A 17,706-nucleotide genomic window follows, 5' to 3' on the forward strand; every position below is an offset into this window, starting at 1 on the left:
CGGACAACCTCCACGATCTCGCCCGCCTAACCGAAAGGGAACGACGTCTTCCCTTTCGGGCAATACGCCCATATCGCTCTGGCGATGTCGCCCGCACGGGATATACGTTTTGCAGTCGGGCTCGACGGGGTCGAGGGGATCGAGTTCTCGAGTAATACGCGACCGCAGAGAAGATCAATTCCCCGGGGAGAAATCACATGAGCTCAGGAACTCACGCCGCTACCACACAGTCCCCTTCGGACAATTCCGACGGAATCCAGCTGACCCCGTTCCTCGCGGATGACATCCTGCCACTCGATTTCGCACCTCCCATCGGTCCAGAATTGGTATCCGAAGACGAATTGCCTGCAGCCTGGGCATACAAGCGATTCACCGATTTGGACGCAAAGGAGTCCTACCGGGCAAAGCTCCTGCAGGAGCTAACCAACGCGCTCGAGGCCAGGAATTCGGAGACCGCCGCCGGCACGGCCGCGGCGCTACGAAACCTCATGGGCGAAATGGCCGAGCAGGGCGCGGTCGTCCTCGCCGACATCGTTGCCGCGGAAGACTTTCTGGAATTGGTTGCACGCTACGACGAAATCATGGCCCAGGAGGGCAGCGGCAGTTTCCTCCACCGCTTCGCGGACCTGCGGCGAACCATCGGACTGCTGACCGATCCAACGGTCAACAAGCCGCTGCTGCACCCGTTGATGATCGCGTTGATCTCCTACGCCATCGGTGGGCCGATCAGAATGGTCGACGCACGCGCCAAGGACGCCGAACCGCTGTCGGTCCTGGCCCAGGACAACATGCTGCACATCGACAACACCCCGTTCAATGACGAGTACAAGATCATCGTCACCTGGCGCCGCGGAACCGCGCAGGGACCGGCGGGACAGAACTTCACCTTCCTGCCCGGCACACATCAACTCGCCCGCACCTGCTTCGTCAACGAGGCCGGGGTCCCGTGGTCCAGTGAAAACGCGTCGATCTTCACCACCGCCGACAGGATCCGCAGGGTATTCGACGCGCAAATGCAAGTCCGCGGCCAGGACAGCCCGACCGTGGTCGAGGTCACCGATTCCGAACGCCCGCTGAGCACCGTTTTCGCCGCTGGCTCGCTGGTGCATCACCGCTTCCGCACCGCTACCGGCAACGCGCGCAGCTGCGTCATCATGGCCTTCCACCGGGTTGCCGACAACCCTGGGCGTCTGGTCAGCGATGTCGAGGACTCCCCGGATGCCTCCCTGAGTGAACTCCTGACCAGCGGCGTGCCCGACGACTCCTACCAGCAGCGATTCATCACCACCCTGTGCGGCGCCGCCGACGAGATCGCCGAACTGCTCGTCAAGTGGAAGCACACCCCGGCGCGCCCGGTTCCGCTGCCATTGCAGGAGAAACGGATCGACGGGCCGCGGTTCGAGGAATGGATTTCGGCGGCCACCGAGGCGCCCGGCGTACAGGCGATCCGCAACCGCGAACAGCCGATCCCTTACGGAGAGGTCCTGTCGCGGGAGGACTTCTTCGATCTGATCTGGCGACTGATGCGATTCGACAAGCACGGCCCACTGGATCTGATCCTCTACCACGACAACCGCGAGGAACCGCGAAAGTGGGCGCGCAACCTGATTCGTGAGATGTCGGCGGACCGGCTTCACGAGCGGTTGCTCGGCTGGCGTGCCGACATGGACCAGCATCGGCCCGCCGACTGCCTACGTCCACCGCAGATCCACGCCCTGATCTCCGAGGTGCTCGAGACGCTGCCGCTGGACGGAAACCAGACTCCGCCCGCCGATTGGCACAACGACATGCTCGGCATGAGCCCGGCCGCCGCCGCGCGCTCGGTCAAGCACCTGCTGGAGGACCTGGCCGAGGCAGTGCTGCGCTGCGAGGACAGGCCCGCGTACCTGTCGACCAGCTTGTTCGCCTTCTGGGCGGTCGACACCGCCTACAGCCTGGACGGCAGACGCAACGCGGTGGTCCGCGACTGCACACGTCGGCTGCTCCGCCACTACCTGATGCTGTCGCTCACCTCGCTCTAGCGCGAGGAGACGCAAAAGTACCCTTTTTGTTGTCAAAAAGGGTACTTTTGCGTCTGTCCGCGCTACTAGCTCTGCCAGTCGTTGGAGCCGTCGTTCCTGGTGTAGGTGCCGACGGAGTTCTTCACCACGATGGGATCACCGGGACCGAAGTTGGTGAAGAACCACTTGGCGTTGGCGGGACTGAGGTTGATACAGCCGTGGCTGACGTCGCGCCTGCCCTGGTCGTCAACCGACCACGGCGCGCTATGCACGAAGTTACCGCTGTTGTCGAACCGGACGGCGTCCGTCACCGTCAACCGGTAGCCGTTCGCCGAGTTGACCGGGACACCGTACGTCGAGGAATCCATCACCACCGACGCCAGCTTCTCCTGAACGTAGTAGGTGCCGTTTGCGGTTTGGTGGCCGCCGGCCGCCATGCCCATCGACATCGGGAACGTCTTCTCGACGACGCCGTTTCGGGTAACGGTCAGCTGGTGCGTGGCGTCATCGGCGGTCGCCAGCAGCTCATCGCCCGTTCGGAAGCTCGACACCGTGCCGCCCGCGTCGATGGTCACCTCGGTGTGGGCGGGCCAGAAGCTCAACGGGCGCCAGCGCAGCTGGGTCGGGGTCTGCCAGTAGAACTTGCCCGCAACCGGCGGGATCGACGAAATGTGAATCGCGCTTTCGGCGACGCCCGCGTCATCGACCCGCGCTGGGAAATCGATGATGATCGGCTGGGCCACGCCCACCGTCGAGCCATTGGCAGGGGTGAACTTCGGCGGCCCGAATGGCGCCGTGCCGATGAACGGTGTCGGGTCCTCTCCGGCGGCGGGACCCGCGGGGGGCGCGACGACCCCTGGATCACCGGGAGCGGGATCGGGATCTGCCAGCGCAAGACCCGCAGTCAGCACCATCACAACGCCCAATGGAGGGCCCATTACCGAGGCTATTCCGGCCGCCTTCATAGCGCCGAAGAGCCTTCCGCTCGCCCAGCCCGACATGTGCATCCCTTCGTCGCGTTCCCGAAACAGTTTGGCACAGCCCGCCCGCCCGCCGAGCAGACGCAAAAGCACCCTATTTGGCCTCAAAAAGGGGGCTTTTGCGTCTGCTCGGCGAGCTCGCGCTCCTACAGCTGCCAGTCCTGGGCGCCGTCGTTCTTCGTGTAGGTGCCGACGGAGTTCTTCACCACGACCGGATCGCCGCTGCCGAAGTTGTCGAAAAACCACTTCGCGTTGGCCGGGCTCAAGTTGATGCAGCCGTGGCTGACGTCGCGCTTGCCCTGGTCGGCCACCGACCACGGCGCGCTGTGCACGAAGTTGCCGCTGTTGTCGATCCGCACGGCGTCGGAAACCGTCACCTTGTAGCCGTTGGCCGAGTTGACCGGGACACCGTAGGTCGAGGAATCCATCACCACCGTGGCCATCTTCTCCAGCACGTAGTAGGTGCCGTTCGGGGTTTGGTGGTTGCCGGCCGACATGCCCATCGACATCGGGAAGGTCTGCACCACGGCCCCATTGCGCGTGATCGTCATCTGGTGTGTGGCGTCGTCGGCCGTGGCCACCAACGAATCACCGGTCCGGAAGCTCGACTTGGTGCCGGCCGCATCGATGTTTACCGCGGTGTTGGCCGGCCAGAAGCTCAGCGGGCGCCAGCGCACTTGCGTCGGGCTCATCCAATAGAACTTGCCCGGCACCGGAGGGATCGACGAGATGTGGATGGCCCGTTCCGCCATTGCCTGGTCGGCGATCGGCACCTGGAAGTTGATGATGATCGGCTTGGCCACGCCGACCAGCGCCCCGTTGACCGGGTTGAAGGACGGCGGCCGGAACGGCGGCTCACCGACGAACGGCGTGGGGTCCTGCCCGGCGACCGGGCCGACGGGCACGGCCAGCGGGTCGGCCGGTGGCGGCGCCAGCGGGTCAGGCGCGGGCGGCAGCGCCAACGGGTCAGCCGGGGGCGCCGCCGGGCCGACGGGTGCGCCAACCCCGCCCGGATCGCCGGAAGCCTCGTCCGGGTCGGCCAGTGCCGTGCCCGTGCCCAGGACCAGTGCAAACATGAACGCGCAGGCCAGCCCAAAGGCCAGCCCGGCTCCGTTCAGAACGGCTAGGAGGCGACCCCCCTTGTGGCCCCTCGTCCCGCGCGACATATCCCATCCCTCCGGTCACGTACTTCGCCCCAGTGTGGCATAGCGAGGCGACTGACCACCTGTTGAGCGCTCGCCAAACACCGGGTTTGAGGTGTAGTTCGCCTCGCTGACCTGCGGTGTTACTCGTCGCGCGGCGTCACCGGCGTAACGCCGAACTTCTGCCGGATCGCGGCCATGCCCAGCAATGCAATCGCCATCAGGCCCGCCGAGGCGCTGAGCATCGTCGCGACACTGCGCTCGTACAACAATCCGCCCGCCAGCGAACCGGCCATGATGCCCACTTGAAACGCCGTCACGTACACACCCGATGCCCCGTCGGGGTCGTCGGCCCCGTTCCGCATCGCAGTCGATTGCAGCATCGGCGACGCCGCGGTGGCCATGGCCCCCCACAACACGATCGCGCCGGCGCCCACCAGCAACGGCACCACGGGGCCGTATTCGCCGAAAGCCAGCACGGTCAGCAGGACGAACGCAGCCGTGAGCCCGGCCATACAAAACACGATGGCGCCCTTCGGCCGACGATCCAGCGGCCGCGCCACCATGGGCACCGCGATCACTCCGGCGATGCCGTAGGCGGCCAGCACCCAAGCCACATTCGGTCCGCGCACGCCGACGACCTCACGGATGATCACCACGATGTACGTATAGGAAACGAAATGGCCGGTGACGGCGACCAGGGTGATCAGACTCACAATGATCAGCGCCGGGTTGCGGTGATGACGCGCCCGCGGCCCGACATGTTTGAGCTGATGCGCGGTGAGCACGAGCTCCGGGAGCACGAACCGGGCCGCCAGGGTGACGACGGCCGCGGCCGCGGTGACGCATGCCGCCGCCAGCCGCCAGCCCCACATCAGGCTTAGGGCCGCCGTGAGCGGGCTGCCGATCACCAGCGCCAGGCTGGTTCCCACGTAGATCGACGTCGTGGCACGTCCGGCGTGGCTGGCCGGCACCAGCCGGGTGGCGATCGGGGCAATCACCGACCACAACAAGCCGTGGGTGATCGCGCACAGCGCCCGCCCGACCGCCAGCACCGCGAAGTTGGGCGCCAGCGCCGAGATCAGCTGTGACGCGGTGAGGCAGACCAGGCTGACCAGCAGCGCCCGCCGGCGTGGCCAATGCGCCGTCCAGCGCACCAACGGGAACGTTGTCAGGGCCGCTACCAGCGCATACCACGATAGCAGCGTTCCCACCAGAACCAGGCTGACGTGCAGATTCCGCGCGATCGCCGACAGCGCACCCACGGGCAGGATTTCGGCGGTGACATAGATGAACGCCGCAGCGGCCAGCACGGCCAGTTGCGTGGCTATTCGCGGCGTCCACGCTCGGGTGGCGGCGGTTTCGGTTTCGGTCGTCATGGCGTGAGGTGTGAAACCGGCCGGGCCTTAGCTCAGTTCCGAAATACGATTGCCGGCACGATCACGCTGCTCTTACCGTACGCACCGCGCCGACGGCCTTTAAGCAACCGCGCGTTTCAACACGCCCACGCGATCACGAACGAACAAGACGCGCGATGGCGGCCGAGGCTTCGGCAAGCTTGTCTCGGCTCTTTTCCGGGGCCTCCGTGTCACCCTCGGTCAGGGCACGGGTGACGCAGTGGCTCAGGTGCTCGTCCAGCAGATTCAGCGCCACCGACCGCAACGCACTGTTGACGGCGCTGATCTGGGTGAGGACATCGATGCAGTACTTGTCCTCCTCGATCATGCGCGCGATGCCACGGACCTGACCCTCGATGCGGCGTAGCCGCTTGGCGTAGTTGTCCTTTTGCTGCGAGTATCCGTGCGCTGCGGTTGTCATCTGCTTTCCATACTTTCCAAACCCGCCTGCGGTAGCGCAGGACCGGCCTTGCCTCCCATCGTACCCTATACCCGGGCGGGGTATCATACGCGGACTTTGGGGACACCGGCGCCGCGCCCAGACCGGCACCCCATACTTGAGCAATGCCCAAAACCACAGCGGCCGACATCAAACCTCGCAGTCGTGACGTCACCGACGGTCTCGAGAAGGCCGCCGCCCGCGGCATGTTGCGGGCGGTCGGCATGGAGGACGAAGACTTCGGCAAGCCGCAGATCGGGGTCGCATCGTCGTGGAACGAAATCACGCCGTGCAATCTCTCGCTGGACCGGCTGGCCAAGGCGGTCAAGGAAGGGGTGTTCTCGGCCGGCGGCTATCCGCTTGAGTTCGGGACAATCTCGGTTTCCGACGGCATCTCGATGGGCCACGAGGGGATGCACTTCTCGCTGGTGTCGCGCGAGGTGATCGCGGACAGCGTCGAGACCGTGATGCAGGCCGAACGCCTCGACGGCTCGGTGCTGTTGGCCGGATGCGACAAGTCGCTGCCCGGAATGCTGATGGCCGCCGCGCGGCTGGACCTGGCCGCGGTGTTCCTCTACGCGGGCTCGATTTTGCCCGGGCGAGCCAAACTCTCGGACGGGACCGAGCGCGATGTGACGATCATCGACGCGTTCGAAGCCGTCGGAGCGTGCGCTCGCGGATTGATGTCCCGCGCGGATGTCGACGCCATCGAGCGGGCCATCTGCCCCGGCGAGGGTGCGTGCGGCGGCATGTACACGGCCAACACCATGGCCAGCGCGGCCGAGGCGCTCGGCATGTCGTTGCCCGGCAGCGCAGCACCCCCGGCGACCGACCGCCGCCGCGATGGGTTTGCGCGCCGCAGTGGTCAGGCCGTCATCGAACTGCTGCGCCGCGGGATCACCGCCCGCGACATCCTCACCAAAGAGGCGTTCGAGAACGCGATCGCGGTGGTGATGGCGTTCGGCGGCTCGACCAACGCGGTGCTGCACCTGCTGGCCATCGCCCAAGAGGCCGGGGTCGCGCTGTCGCTCGAGGACTTCAGCCGGATCGGATCTCGGGTGCCCCATCTGGCCGACGTGAAGCCGTTCGGCCGCCACGTGATGGTGGATGTCGACCACATCGGCGGCGTGCCGGTCGTGATGAAGACCCTGCTCGACGCGGGCCTGCTGAACGGTGATTGCCTGACCGTCACCGGCCAGACCATGGCCGAGAATCTGGCCGCCATCGCCCCACCGGACCCGGACGGCAAGGTGCTGCGTGCGCTAGCCAACCCGATCCACCCGACCGGCGGGATCACGATCCTGCGCGGATCGCTGGCACCGGACGGCGCGGTGGTCAAGACGGCCGGTTTCGACTCCGACGTGTTCGAAGGCACCGCAAGGGTTTTCGACGGCGAGCGGGCCGCGCTGGACGCCCTCGAAGACGGCACCATCACCAAGGGCGACGCCGTCGTGATCCGCTACGAGGGCCCCAAGGGCGGTCCCGGAATGCGCGAAATGCTCGCCATAACCGGCGCGATCAAGGGCGCAGAACTCGGCAAAGACGTTCTGCTGCTTACCGATGGCCGGTTCTCCGGGGGAACCACCGGCCTATGCGTGGGACACATCGCGCCGGAGGCGGTCGACGGCGGACCGATCGCGTTCCTGCGCGATGGCGACCGGATCCGGCTGGACGTCGCCGGCCGCACTCTGGACGTACTGACGGACCCGGCCGAGTTCGCCGCTCGGCAAAAAGATTTCACCCCTCCCCGGCCGCGCTACACCACCGGCGTACTGGCCAAGTACGTCAAACTGGTCGGCTCAGCCTCGTTCGGCGCGGTCTGCGGGTAGCTCGGTTCCGTTCTGGCTGAGCGAATCCCGAGGCTATGAGTGCGTAGCCGCGGCGCGCGTGCGCATGCCGAAGTAGGTGGCGGTCAAACCGAAGAAGGCCACCAACGCTCCAGCGATGACATGCGACCACGCCATGCCGGCCGTCACCGCCATCCCTGGCAGGATCCATGGCGAGAAGATGACCCATGCACCGAGCACCGGCAGCGTCCAGGTCATGCCGTGCGTGCGGTCCAGCGCCGCCGCGAATCCGTACGCCAAGACCGCGATCGCGATCCCGGCGATGAGGTCGCACCCGGCGAGTCGTCCCATGCCGCTGAATCCAACGATCCACGGCGATGCGGCCACGTAGAGACCCGTCAGCAATGTCAGGCCGAAGGTGATTTGCGAACTCATCGACTCGGCGGCGCGCTCATAGCTCGCGCGTAGGGCCAACAAGTCGGGGTGGTGTTCGATTGATGAATGGACTGTACTCATTTTGCAACCTTTCTGTTATGCAGCAAGTCCGTTATGTAGCAAGCACTGTGGGCTCACTGCAACCCATCCATCTGCTCCAAGATTACGCTCGGTTTTCATACGCCAGCAACGAAAATTGAGGTGAACCAGGGGCGTCGTGGACCAATTCCGGCCCGGCGTTCCCGCGGGTCAGGCGGCCTGGCGGGCGCGTCGCTGGCGCCCTTAAGGACACGCCGATGCGGCCTTTACCAGATACCCGTATAGGGTATAGAGTGGAGCCTGGTTGTTCCGGGTGCCGGACAACCCAAACGGAGTTAACCGCTGGGATTTCAGGTCCCGGCACAGACACAGATAGGGATGGCGAAGATGGCAGAGTACGAGGCCGGGACCTTGCTGACGTGTGGCCACGAGGGCTGCGGTTGTCGCATTCGCGTCGAGGTTCCGTGTCATTGTTCCAGTGCGGGTGAAGCATACCGCTGCACCTGCGGCGACGAACTGGTCGCGGTCCAGTAGGCGGCGCGCCGGTCGTGCGTCCGGGCGGCGCGGATCACCGCCCGAATGCACGGCCGGCCAGCTCGACCTCGGCCGCCAGCTCCTGGGCGACGGCCGAAGCACCCACCGCCACCGCATAGCGGCCCGCCCGGATGCGCCAGCTTCGGGCCCGGCCGTCGTAGCTGGCAAGCAAGCGCGGATCTGCCTCGATCGTCACGCGGCGGGCCTCGCCGGGCTCGAGTTCGACCCGCTCGAATCCGAGTAACCGCGCCCGTTGCTCACCGGCGGCGCCGGTCAAATACAGCTGTGGGGTGTCCGCCCCCCTGCGGTCACCGGTGTTGACGACGCTGAAGCTGGCCGTGACGGTGTGTCCTGCGGACACCGCCAGGTCGCGATAGTCGAAGCGGGTGTAGGACAGCCCGTGGCCGAACGCGAACATCGGCACCTGGTTTGTTCGTGCAAACCATCGGTAGCCGACCTCGGATCCTTCGGAATAGCGGACGGTCGTGGGTGTCCCCCACGCGGCGCCGAGGTCGGGCAGCTCGGGGCGCGGCGTCTGACCGAGACCGACCGGGAAGGTGATCGGCAGCCGACCCGACGGGTTGACCCGACCGGTCAGGATTTCCGCAATGGCCTGGCCACCGGCCTGACCCGGATACCAGGCCGCCACGATCGCGTTCACCGAGTCGCGCCAGGGCATGGCCACCGGGTTGCCAGTCTCTAGCACCACCACGGTGTTCGGGTTGGCGGCCGAGACGGCCTCGATCACCGCGTCCTGCCCCCACGGCAGCGACAGGTCGGCACCGTCGATCCCCTCCCCTTCCACGCGAACCGCGAACACGATGGCGACGTCGGCCCGCCGCGCCGCCAGCACCGCCTCGGCGGGGCTGATGCCGGGGTCGAACTCGATCTGCGCGTGCGGCAATTGTTTTCTCAGCTCGCTCAGCGGGCTTGACGGCAGTAAGTACAGGTTGCGTAGGCCGCCCGTGAGTCCGGGCCCGCCGATCGGGATCACGTCGGCGTACCCGCCCGGCGGGACGACCGCACTCGATCCACACCCAATCGGCACGCCGAGCTGTGCATAACCGCCGATCACGGCGATGCGTGCGGTCGACTCGGGGCATGCCAGGGGCAACACCCCGCGGTTGGTCAGCAACACGATTCCCTGCCGGGCGATCTGCAGCGCAATCTCGTTGTGCGCGGCCATGTCCGGTGCGGGTGCGGCCTCGCGCCGCTCTATTCCGACGGCGAACATCGAACGCAGGATGCGCCGGACCATGTCCGAGAGGCGCTCCTTGGGCAGCCTGCCGTCGGCGTAGGCGGCCCGCAGGCGCTCGGTGAACGCCTCCGATTGCCACAGCACCGCATCGATCTGCGCGCCGCACTCCTGGTCGAGGCCGGCAAGGGCGCACTCCCAGCTTGGCGTGCCGCCCCAATCGGACATAACCCAGCCCCGGTATCCCCAATCGCCTTTCAGCACGCCGTTGATCAGGGCGCCGTTTTGCGCGGCATAGTCGCCGTTGACCTTGTTGTACGCCGTCATCACGGCGCCGGGCCGCGACCGCTCGATGGCGAGCTCAAACGCAAGCAAGTCCGATTCGCGGTGCGCATCGGGATCGATGATCGCGTCCAGCCAGTGCCGGTTGGTCTCGTTGCAGTTCAGCGAGTAGTGCTTGATCGTCGAGATGACGCCCTGCCGTTGTATCCCATCGATCGACTCCGCGACCATCGTGGCGCTCAAAAGCGGGTCTTCCGAGGCGTATTCGAAGTTACGGCCATTACGCGGGTCGCGCGCCAGGTTGATGGCGCCGGCCAGCAGCACGTTGAAGCCGCGGCTGCGCGCCTCCCGGCCGATCGCCTCACCTGCGGCGCGGGCGAGTGCCGGGTTGAAACTGGCCGCCAGAGCCAGCCCGGCGGGCAGCGCGGTGGCGGTGTCGCCCGGGCGATATCCCGGGTTGGTGACGCCAAGGCCGGCATCGCTCATCCGTAATGCCGGAACTGAAAGCCGTGGGATCCCCGGCACATAGCCGGCGCTCATCGGGACGTCCGGCGGAATGCGCTCATCGGTCAGCGGCCACAGTTCACCGGCCCCCATCACGCACACAAGCAGCGAGAATCGCTCGTCGTCGGTCATCCGTGACTCGATCTCGCGGGCCCGGACGTCAGGGTCCGCTAGCTCGCCCACCGCACACCCTCTTTCGCGTACACGACGCGCAACACGTGCCCGAGCTCGGGACCCATCACCAACTCGGTCAGCGTGCAATTCGTCGCCACGAATCGCGGACCGTGCGGCGGCGGCACCTGGCACAAGTGATGGGCCACTTCATGTAGCACCACCAGCTCCCGCATCGCCCAGTCGGCCGCATCCCGGTCCGGAACCGCGATTGTCCCCGCGCCGTCCCGGTTTTCGTAATGCGCTGCGGTGGCCGCCCGTCGCGCCCGTACCCGCAGCGGCGGCACCGCCGGCCAATGCTGCCGCACCGCCGGTAACGCGAGCACGTCGTCCACATAACGCTGCACCGACGCCACCGACGCGAACCGCCCTTCCGGCGGCAGCGTCAACTGCGTGCCGAAGAATTCGACACTGGGCGAGCCGTGTTCGGCAGCGCGGTCGAACAAGGTCCGCACGAATTGCTCGGCCGCGTAGACCCTGGCGCGCTGGGAATCCCTCCCAGACCGATTCCGCGAATCCGCCTCCGTCACCGGCCCAGCGCGGTCCGCGTCCCGGGCAACTCGGGGCTGGTCCCGAGCCGCGCGTGCCGACCGGCCCGGTCCCCCGCCCGCCGCGCCGCCGACGAATACCCCGCCGAGGCCCGGTTGGCCCGCCAGGTACCGCGTGCCTGCGACGTGCTGCGGTAATAGTCACGGAGTTCGATCTCCTTGTCGCGCAGCGCAATAGCGGTGCCGGGCGCCCGACCACAGTCCTCGGTGGCGTCGTTGCGGGCCTGCTCGCGGGCCTCGGCCAGACGCTGGCCGACGCGGGCCCCGAAGGCCAACTGGAAGTTAAGCCTGGCGGTAATGGTCGGCGTGGGCCGGTGTGCACCCGAGGCGAGGTACGCGTCCGACGCCCGGACCATCTGGACGACCAGGCTGGCGTACAGGGCGTGAGTTGCGTCGATGTCTTCGCTGAACCCGTAGGCGTGGAGGAACGTCGAGTTCGATGCGATGTCACAGCGCACATCGTTTGCCGCGGCGATCAGCACAAAGAGCTGCACATAGGTCCGCAGTCCCCGGGTGCCCGCCGTCCCGATGGTGATGGTGCGTTGGGTTGGGGTCTGGGCGGCCGAGCGGTTCGCCGAATGCGACCGGGCCACCGCCAAGTCGATGGACGCTGCCGTCGCCAACCGTTGCGCGGCGGCCATGAACGCGTCGGCCTCGTGGGGGTTATCGGTGCCTTCGGCCTGGCGCAGCAGTGCGCCGATGCGGGCCAGCATCTTGTCGTCGGTCATAGCGTCAAACTACTCAAGCGGTACGACATTTCCGCCGCAGCCGGTCAGAGGCGTTGCAAAATCCACGAGACCACGTCGTCGAGCACCTGGTCGCGTTCGGGCTCGTTGAAGACCTCGTGGTACAGCCCGGGATAGACCTTCAACTCGACGTCGCTAGATCCCACACACTCGACCAGCCGACGGCTGCCGTCGACGGGGATCAGCCGATCGTCGGAACCGTGCACCACCAGCAGCGGCGCGGTCAACGCCGCCGCCCGCTGGGGCATGGTCTCGCCCACCTGCAGCAGCGCGCGTCCGAGGCCGGCGGGCACCTTCCCGTGGTACACCAGCGGGTCGTCGTTGTAGGCCGCCACCACCGCGGGGTCACGGGATATGGCGTTGACGTCGATGTCCTGCACCGGCAGACCGGGGATGACCACGCCCAGCCCCTTGGCGGCGAGCGCCACCAGCGGGTGCACCAGGTCTTGGGCCGCCACTGCCGGTCCCGACAGCACCATCAGGTCGTAGTTGTCGGGGCGTTCAACGCCGTAGGCGAAGACGATCGCCCCACCCATGCTGTGCCCCAGCAGGACGCACTTGAGGCCGGGGTGTTCGCGGGTGGCGATGGCGACCAGGGTGTCGAAGTCGGTGGTGAACTCCGCGATATCCCGCACCAGCAGCCGCTTGCCGTCGGAGCGGCCGTGCCCACGGTGGTCCAGCGCGTAGGTGACCAGGCCCGCCTCGCCGAATCGCCGCGCGACGTGGTCGTAGCGGCGGGCGTGCTCGCCGAGACCGTGGGCGAGTACGACCACGGCACGCGCCGGGGCGTCTGGTGTCCAGACATCGTAGACAATGCGCGCGCCGCCGAGGCCTTCGAAGTTTCGTTCAGTACGGGTCGTGCTCATTACGGGCAGCTTACGCACACCCCTCAGTGGCCGCCGCACACGAAGCTGTCACAGCCTCTGCGTAGGCTCGTTCGGGTGAGCGTGCTCGCAGAACACTCTGACCGGGAGTTCTCGGCGCAGGCTGAGCCGTATCGACGTGAACTGCTCGCACACTGCTACCGGATGACCGGGTCGCTGCACGACGCGGAGGACCTGGTGCAGGAGACATTTCTGCGCGCCTGGAAATCCTACGAACGCTTCGAGGGCAAGTCGTCGATGCGGACGTGGCTGCATCGCATCGCCACCAACACCTGCCTGACGGCCTTGGAGGGCCGGCAGCGCCGGCCGCTGCCCGCCGGGCTGGGGACACCCAGTTCGGATCCAACCGCCGAACTGGTGGAGCGCCGCGAGGTCCCCTGGCTGGAGCCGCTGCCCGACCTCACGGCAGACCCTACCGACCCATCAGTCATCGTCGGGTCGCGTGAATCGGTGCGGTTGGCGTTCGTCGCCGCGCTGCAGCATCTTTCACCCCGGCAGCGAGCGGTGCTGTTGCTACGCGACGTCCTGCAGTGGCGGGCTAGCGAGGTGGCCGAGGCGATCGGCACCACCACGGTGGCCGTCAACAGCCTGCTGCAGCGAGCCCGGTCCCAGCTGGATGCGGTCGGGCCCAGTGCCGACGACGCGCTGGCGGCGCCGGAGTCGCCCGAGGCCCAGGATCTGCTGGCCCGCTACATCGCGGCGTTCGAGACCTATGACATCGACCGGCTGGTGGAGCTGTTCACCGCCGAGGCGGTCTGGGAAATGCCGCCGTACACCGGTTGGTACCAGGGACCGCGGGCGATCATCACGCTCATTCACCAGCAGTGCCCCGCCGAATCCCCCGGCGATATGCGCCTGCTGCCGTTGGTCGCCAACGGCCAACCTGCCGCGGCGATGTACATGCGTGCCGGTGAGGCGCATCTGCCCTTCCAGCTGCACGTGCTGGACATGAGCACCGAGCGGGTGTCGCACGTGGTGGCGTTCCTCGATCACACGTTGTTTGCGAAATTCGGACTGCCCGAACGCCTCTGACGGGCGAACGTGGGGCAGGTCGGGCGATCCCCAATCTTCAGCTCGGCGTATGCGGTCATGACCACATGAGTACCGTCCCCGCGCCATGAGGCGGGCTAGTCGTACAGCCACGCGCGTATAGCCAAGCCTTTCAGGCAATTCCACGTGCATCGGACTGTCCGACGAGGTTGGCGGCGCACGCGAGATATCCATACTCGGACACCAGCGTCGGCCCGAGAGGCGTGACCCGCCCGGGCGGCGACTACCGTGGAATGGTGCGTGCCACCGTGGAGATCAGGCGTGCGGCCGACCGGGCCGTCACCGCGACATCCTGGCTGAAATCCCGGCACTCGTTCTCGTTTGGCGACCACTACGATCCGGATAACACCCACCACGGGATCCTGTTGGTGAACAACGACGACGTCGTGGCGCCGGCCGCCGGTTTCGATACCCATCCACATCGCGACATGGAGATCGTGACCTGGGTGCTCAGTGGGGCACTGACACACCAGGATTCCACCGGCAACAGTGGGGTGATCCACCCTGGCCTGGCCCAACGCATGTCGGCGGGCAGCGGAATCCTGCATTCGGAGAAGAACGATTCCCCAACGGAACCGGTGCATTTCGTGCAGATGTGGGTGATCCCCGACGAGGCCGCCCTCTCCCCGAGCTACCAACAGCACGAGATCAATGAGGAGTTGTTGACCAGCGGCCTGGTGACCATCGCCTCGGGCATGCCCGGTCACGACGCGGCCATCACCCTGCACAATCGCGATGCCGCGCTGCACGGCGCACGGCTAGAGCCGGGCGCTGCGATCGGCCTGCCCGCGGCGCCCTACCTGCATCTGTTCGTCGCGCGCGGCCGGCTCAACGTCGAGGGGATCGGCGATCTGGCCGAGGGTGACGCGATCCGGTTCACCGCGTCCGACGGCCAGCGGGTGACCGCCAGCGAGCCGTCGGAGGTGCTGCTCTGGGAGATGCATGCAAAGCTGGGCGGCTAGCACCACCTAGAGTGTGCTCGACAGACAGGAGCCCGCATGCCTCAATCGCAGCCGCGGTACGCAGCACCCAAACCTAACCGGAACATCAAAGCCGTTCGGACAGTGCGGTTCTGGGCGGCGCCGATCGTCATCACGTTGGCCCTCATGTCGGCGCTTGCGGCACTCTACCTCGGCGGAATCCTGAACCCGACGACCAACCTGCGGCATTTCCCTATTGCCGTGGTGAACCAGGACGCCGGGCCCGCGGGGAAGCAGATCGTCGATGGTCTGGTTGCCGGCCTGGACAAGAACAAGTTCGACATCCGCGTAGTTTCCCGGGACGAGGCCAAGCGGCTGCTGGACAGGGCCCAGGTGTACGGCGAGGCGGTGATACCGCCGACCTTCTCATCGAGCCTGCGGGAGTACGCGGCCAGTTCGGTTGAACCCACCCGCGCGAACCGGCCGCTGATCACGATCTCCACAAACCCGCGAGCGGGCACCCTCGGTTCCAGTATCGCGAGCCAGACCCTGACCCAGGCGATGGCCGTGGTGAATGGCAAAGTCGGCGAACGACTCACGGCGGATGTCGCCGCGCAGACGGGTGGGGCGCCGCTGACCGGGGCCGCGGCGTTAGGTCTGACCAACCCCATCGACGTTAAGTCCTCGGTATACAACCCGTTGCCGAACGGCACCGGCAACGGGTTGTCGGCGTTCTACTACGCGCTCTTGCTGCTGCTGGCGGGCTTTACCGGCAGCATCGTGGTCAGCACGCTGGTGGACTCCATGCTCGGCTACGTGCCCGCCGAGTTCGGGCCGGTGTACCGGTTCGCCGAACAGGTCAACATCTCTCGATTCCGCACCCTGTTGGTCAAGTGGGGCGTGATGGTGATCCTGGCCCTGCTCACGTCGGCGGTCTACATGTCGATAGCCCACGGGCTGGGTATGCCCATCCCGCTCGGCTGGGAATTGTGGCTCTATGGGGTGTTCGCGATCAGCGCGGTGGGCATCACCTCCAGCTCGCTGATCGCGGTGCTGGGCTCGATGGGCCTGCTGTTCAGCATGCTGATCTTCGTGATCCTCGGGCTGCCGTCGGCGGGCGCCACGGTGCCGCTGGAGGCGGTGCCGCCGTTCTTCCGCTGGTTGGCCGAGTTCGAGCCGATGCACCAGGTGTTCCTCGGCGTGCGGTCGCTGCTGTACCTCGACGGTCAGGCCGACGCGGGTCTTTCGCAGGCGTTGCTCATGACGTCGATCGGCCTGATCATCGGTGTGCTGCTGGGAGGCCTCGTCACCAAGCTGTACGACCGCCAGGGCTTCCACCGGATTCCCGGGGCAATCGAAATGGCGATCGCCGAGGCACACCAAGCGCAGCACCAAGCGCGTGTGAGCGCGCGTCAATCCGAATCCGAAAACTCAAGCGACGAAACGTAATTCCCGCGCGGCCTAACCGTCACGCAGCTGTTACTAAAGTTGACAGTGGTACTGGTGTGACTAATGCTGAAATGGTTGCATCCGGATTCGGGCCGAAAGGGCAACCGTGCTCACGCCATCTGCCAGCCTGCTCAAATCGGCGGGTCGACTGACGGCTTGCTGCGCCGCCGTGGCTCTGTGCGCCACGCTCGCGACCACCACGGGACAGCCCGTGGCGCGCGCCGCCGACGGCCGCGAAATGCTCGCGAGCGCCATCGCGACCACCAAGGGCTCCTACCTCGTCTACAACTTCGGGCCCGGGCATCCCACACCGCTGCTCAACGGCGGCGGTAGCTGGTATGAGATGAACAACGGCGGCCATCTGATGATCATCAAGAATGCGTCGCAACGCCTGCAACCGCACTTGCTGGTGGACACCCACCGCGGAGACCAAGCGCGCTGCGAGAACAACCCGGGGGCCCGCACCAGCGAGGGGCTGTGGCAGGCGTCGGAAATCTACCCGCCGCTGCAGGCATGGCAGCGGATGGGGCAACCGACGATCGCAATCAACGCCAACTTCTTCGACGTGCGCCCGCAGAAGGGTGGCTCGTGGCGGACGACCGGCTGCAGTTCACCGCTGGGCGCCTTCGTGGACAACACCCGCGGCCAGGGCCACGCCAACCAGGCGGTCACCGGCACCGTCGCCTACCCCGGTAAGCAGGGTCTTTCCGGCGGGGGTGAGAGCTGGACCTCGCTGACGACGATGATCCTTCCTTCGGGTGGCGCCCCATATGTGCTGCGACCCAAGGGCAGCGAGGATTACGACGCCGCCACTCCGGTGATCCAGGACTTGCTCAACAAGAATGCGAAGTTCGTGGCGGTGGCCGGCATCGGGCTGTTGTCCCCCGGCAACACCGGACAGCTCCACGACGGCGGTCCCAGCGCGGCGCGGACGGCCCTCGCCTACGCCAAGCAGAAGGACGAGATGTACATCTTCGAGGGTGGCAACTACACGCCGGACAACATTCAGGACCTGTTCCGCGGCCTGGGCAGCGATACGGCGATCCTGCTCGACGGCGGTGGGTCGTCGGCGATCGTGCTACGCCGCGAAACCGGGGGCATGTGGGCCGGGGCCGGGTCGCCGAAGGGATCGTGCGACACCCGACAGGTTCTGTGCGACTCGCACGAGCGCGCACTGCCCAGCTGGCTGGCATTCAACTAGCCG

At 66.6% G+C, this 17,706-nt stretch carries 15 protein-coding genes and 1 pseudogene; 7 read left to right on the plus strand and 9 right to left on the minus strand.

Translation table 11 applies throughout. From position 1 onward, the window contains the following. Window positions 1-197: 197 nt before the first annotated feature. Entirely contained in the window at window positions 198-2,021 is a 1,824-nt protein-coding gene (locus G6N24_RS19695) for a hypothetical protein (protein ID WP_085162757.1), read from the plus strand. A gap of 65 nt (window positions 2,022-2,086) precedes the next feature. Here G6N24_RS19695 and G6N24_RS19700 read toward each other — a convergent pair whose 3' ends face one another. From G6N24_RS19700 to ricR, 4 genes are all read right to left on the minus strand, one after another. Further along, window positions 2,087-3,001, minus strand: coding sequence for a L,D-transpeptidase (locus tag G6N24_RS19700; RefSeq protein ID WP_085162821.1), 915 nt, complete (start codon window positions 2,999-3,001; stop codon window positions 2,087-2,089). Window positions 3,002-3,126: 125 nt separating this feature from the next. Further along, window positions 3,127-4,146, minus strand: a complete 1,020-nt coding sequence (locus tag G6N24_RS19705; protein WP_085162758.1) for a L,D-transpeptidase — start codon at window positions 4,144-4,146, stop codon at window positions 3,127-3,129. Window positions 4,147-4,265: 119 nt separating this feature from the next. Continuing rightward, window positions 4,266-5,501 (minus strand): MFS transporter, encoded by a 1,236-nt coding sequence (locus tag G6N24_RS19710; protein WP_085162759.1) that lies wholly within the window; start codon window positions 5,499-5,501, stop codon window positions 4,266-4,268. Window positions 5,502-5,634: 133 nt separating this feature from the next. After that, window positions 5,635-5,940, minus strand: a complete 306-nt coding sequence (ricR, locus tag G6N24_RS19715; protein ID WP_085162760.1) for a copper-sensing transcriptional repressor RicR — start codon at window positions 5,938-5,940, stop codon at window positions 5,635-5,637. 143 nt (window positions 5,941-6,083) lie between these two features. Between ricR and ilvD the strand changes: the two genes are divergently transcribed. Beyond that, window positions 6,084-7,787 carry a dihydroxy-acid dehydratase gene (ilvD, locus tag G6N24_RS19720; RefSeq protein ID WP_085162761.1) on the plus strand — a complete coding sequence of 568 codons (1,704 nt, stop codon included), beginning with the start codon at window positions 6,084-6,086 and terminating at the stop codon, window positions 7,785-7,787. A gap of 33 nt (window positions 7,788-7,820) precedes the next feature. Here ilvD and G6N24_RS19725 read toward each other — a convergent pair whose 3' ends face one another. Continuing rightward, the gene (locus G6N24_RS19725; protein ID WP_085162762.1) at window positions 7,821-8,261 is read right to left on the minus strand and encodes an SPW repeat protein; all 441 of its coding nucleotides are present in this window, start codon (window positions 8,259-8,261) and stop codon (window positions 7,821-7,823) included. Window positions 8,262-8,597: 336 nt separating this feature from the next. Between G6N24_RS19725 and mymT the strand changes: the two genes are divergently transcribed. After that, a complete protein-coding gene (gene mymT, locus G6N24_RS24945) occupies window positions 8,598-8,753 on the plus strand; it encodes a copper-binding metallothionein MymT (RefSeq protein WP_085162763.1) in 156 nt (51 codons plus the stop codon). Window positions 8,754-8,787: 34 nt separating this feature from the next. Here mymT and G6N24_RS19735 read toward each other — a convergent pair whose 3' ends face one another. The 4 genes from G6N24_RS19735 to G6N24_RS19750 are packed head-to-tail and all read right to left on the minus strand — an operon-like array spanning window position 8,788 to window position 13,065. After that, window positions 8,788-10,866: a beta-glucosidase gene (locus G6N24_RS19735; protein ID WP_085162822.1), complete on the minus strand. Its 2,079-nt coding sequence runs from the start codon at window positions 10,864-10,866 to the stop codon at window positions 8,788-8,790. A gap of 38 nt (window positions 10,867-10,904) precedes the next feature. After that, window positions 10,905-11,435: a TIGR04338 family metallohydrolase gene (locus tag G6N24_RS19740; protein WP_085162764.1), complete on the minus strand. Its 531-nt coding sequence runs from the start codon at window positions 11,433-11,435 to the stop codon at window positions 10,905-10,907. Continuing rightward, window positions 11,432-12,181: a DUF2786 domain-containing protein gene (locus G6N24_RS19745; RefSeq protein ID WP_085162765.1), complete on the minus strand. Its 750-nt coding sequence runs from the start codon at window positions 12,179-12,181 to the stop codon at window positions 11,432-11,434. Before G6N24_RS19745 ends, G6N24_RS19740 begins: the two co-directional genes overlap by 4 nt. Window positions 12,182-12,225: 44 nt before the next feature. Next, window positions 12,226-13,065, minus strand: coding sequence for an alpha/beta hydrolase (locus tag G6N24_RS19750; protein ID WP_085162766.1), 840 nt, complete (start codon window positions 13,063-13,065; stop codon window positions 12,226-12,228). On the opposite strand from G6N24_RS19750, the pseudogene G6N24_RS19755 reads away from it, so the two are divergent. The 4 genes and pseudogenes from G6N24_RS19755 (at window position 13,013) to G6N24_RS19770 (ending at window position 17,703) form a co-directional block, all read left to right on the plus strand. Beyond that, a pseudogene (locus G6N24_RS19755) lies at window positions 13,013-14,115 on the plus strand (sigma-70 family RNA polymerase sigma factor). The gene G6N24_RS19750 and the pseudogene G6N24_RS19755 overlap by 53 nt on opposite strands. A gap of 254 nt (window positions 14,116-14,369) precedes the next feature. Then, window positions 14,370-15,095, plus strand: a complete 726-nt coding sequence (locus tag G6N24_RS19760; RefSeq protein WP_085162823.1) for a pirin family protein — start codon at window positions 14,370-14,372, stop codon at window positions 15,093-15,095. Window positions 15,096-15,131: 36 nt separating this feature from the next. Continuing rightward, entirely contained in the window at window positions 15,132-16,502 is a 1,371-nt protein-coding gene (locus tag G6N24_RS19765) for a YhgE/Pip domain-containing protein (RefSeq protein WP_085162768.1), read from the plus strand. A 79-nt stretch (window positions 16,503-16,581) separates the two neighbouring features. Further along, on the plus strand, window positions 16,582-17,703 hold the full coding sequence (locus tag G6N24_RS19770; protein WP_139822616.1) for a phosphodiester glycosidase family protein: 1,122 nt from the start codon (window positions 16,582-16,584) through the stop codon (window positions 17,701-17,703). Window positions 17,704-17,706 lie beyond the last annotated feature (3 nt).

The sequence above is a fragment of the Mycobacterium lacus genome, assembly GCF_010731535.1.
In the GTDB taxonomy this organism is placed as follows: Bacteria; Actinomycetota; Actinomycetes; order Mycobacteriales; family Mycobacteriaceae; genus Mycobacterium; species Mycobacterium lacus.

Excerpts from the sequence above, each read along its gene's own strand:
- G6N24_RS19705 (WP_085162758.1), bottom strand. The coding sequence starts at position 4,146 with ATGTCGCGCGGGACGAGGGGCCACAAGGGGGGTCGCCTCCTAGCCGTT.
- G6N24_RS19710 (WP_085162759.1), bottom strand. The coding sequence starts at position 5,501 with ATGACGACCGAAACCGAAACCGCCGCCACCCGAGCGTGGACGCCGCGA.
- G6N24_RS19765 (WP_085162768.1), top strand. The coding sequence starts at position 15,132 with ATGCCTCAATCGCAGCCGCGGTACGCAGCACCCAAACCTAACCGGAAC.
- G6N24_RS19750 (WP_085162766.1), bottom strand. The coding sequence starts at position 13,065 with ATGAGCACGACCCGTACTGAACGAAACTTCGAAGGCCTCGGCGGCGCG.
- G6N24_RS19725 (WP_085162762.1), bottom strand. The coding sequence starts at position 8,261 with ATGAGTACAGTCCATTCATCAATCGAACACCACCCCGACTTGTTGGCC.
- G6N24_RS19735 (WP_085162822.1), bottom strand. The coding sequence starts at position 10,866 with ATGACCGACGACGAGCGATTCTCGCTGCTTGTGTGCGTGATGGGGGCC.
- G6N24_RS19745 (WP_085162765.1), bottom strand. The coding sequence starts at position 12,181 with ATGACCGACGACAAGATGCTGGCCCGCATCGGCGCACTGCTGCGCCAG.
- G6N24_RS19700 (WP_085162821.1), bottom strand. The coding sequence starts at position 3,001 with ATGTCGGGCTGGGCGAGCGGAAGGCTCTTCGGCGCTATGAAGGCGGCC.
- G6N24_RS19695 (WP_085162757.1), top strand. The coding sequence starts at position 198 with ATGAGCTCAGGAACTCACGCCGCTACCACACAGTCCCCTTCGGACAAT.
- ricR (WP_085162760.1), bottom strand. The coding sequence starts at position 5,940 with ATGACAACCGCAGCGCACGGATACTCGCAGCAAAAGGACAACTACGCC.
- ilvD (WP_085162761.1), top strand. The coding sequence starts at position 6,084 with ATGCCCAAAACCACAGCGGCCGACATCAAACCTCGCAGTCGTGACGTC.
- mymT (WP_085162763.1), top strand. The coding sequence starts at position 8,598 with ATGGCGAAGATGGCAGAGTACGAGGCCGGGACCTTGCTGACGTGTGGC.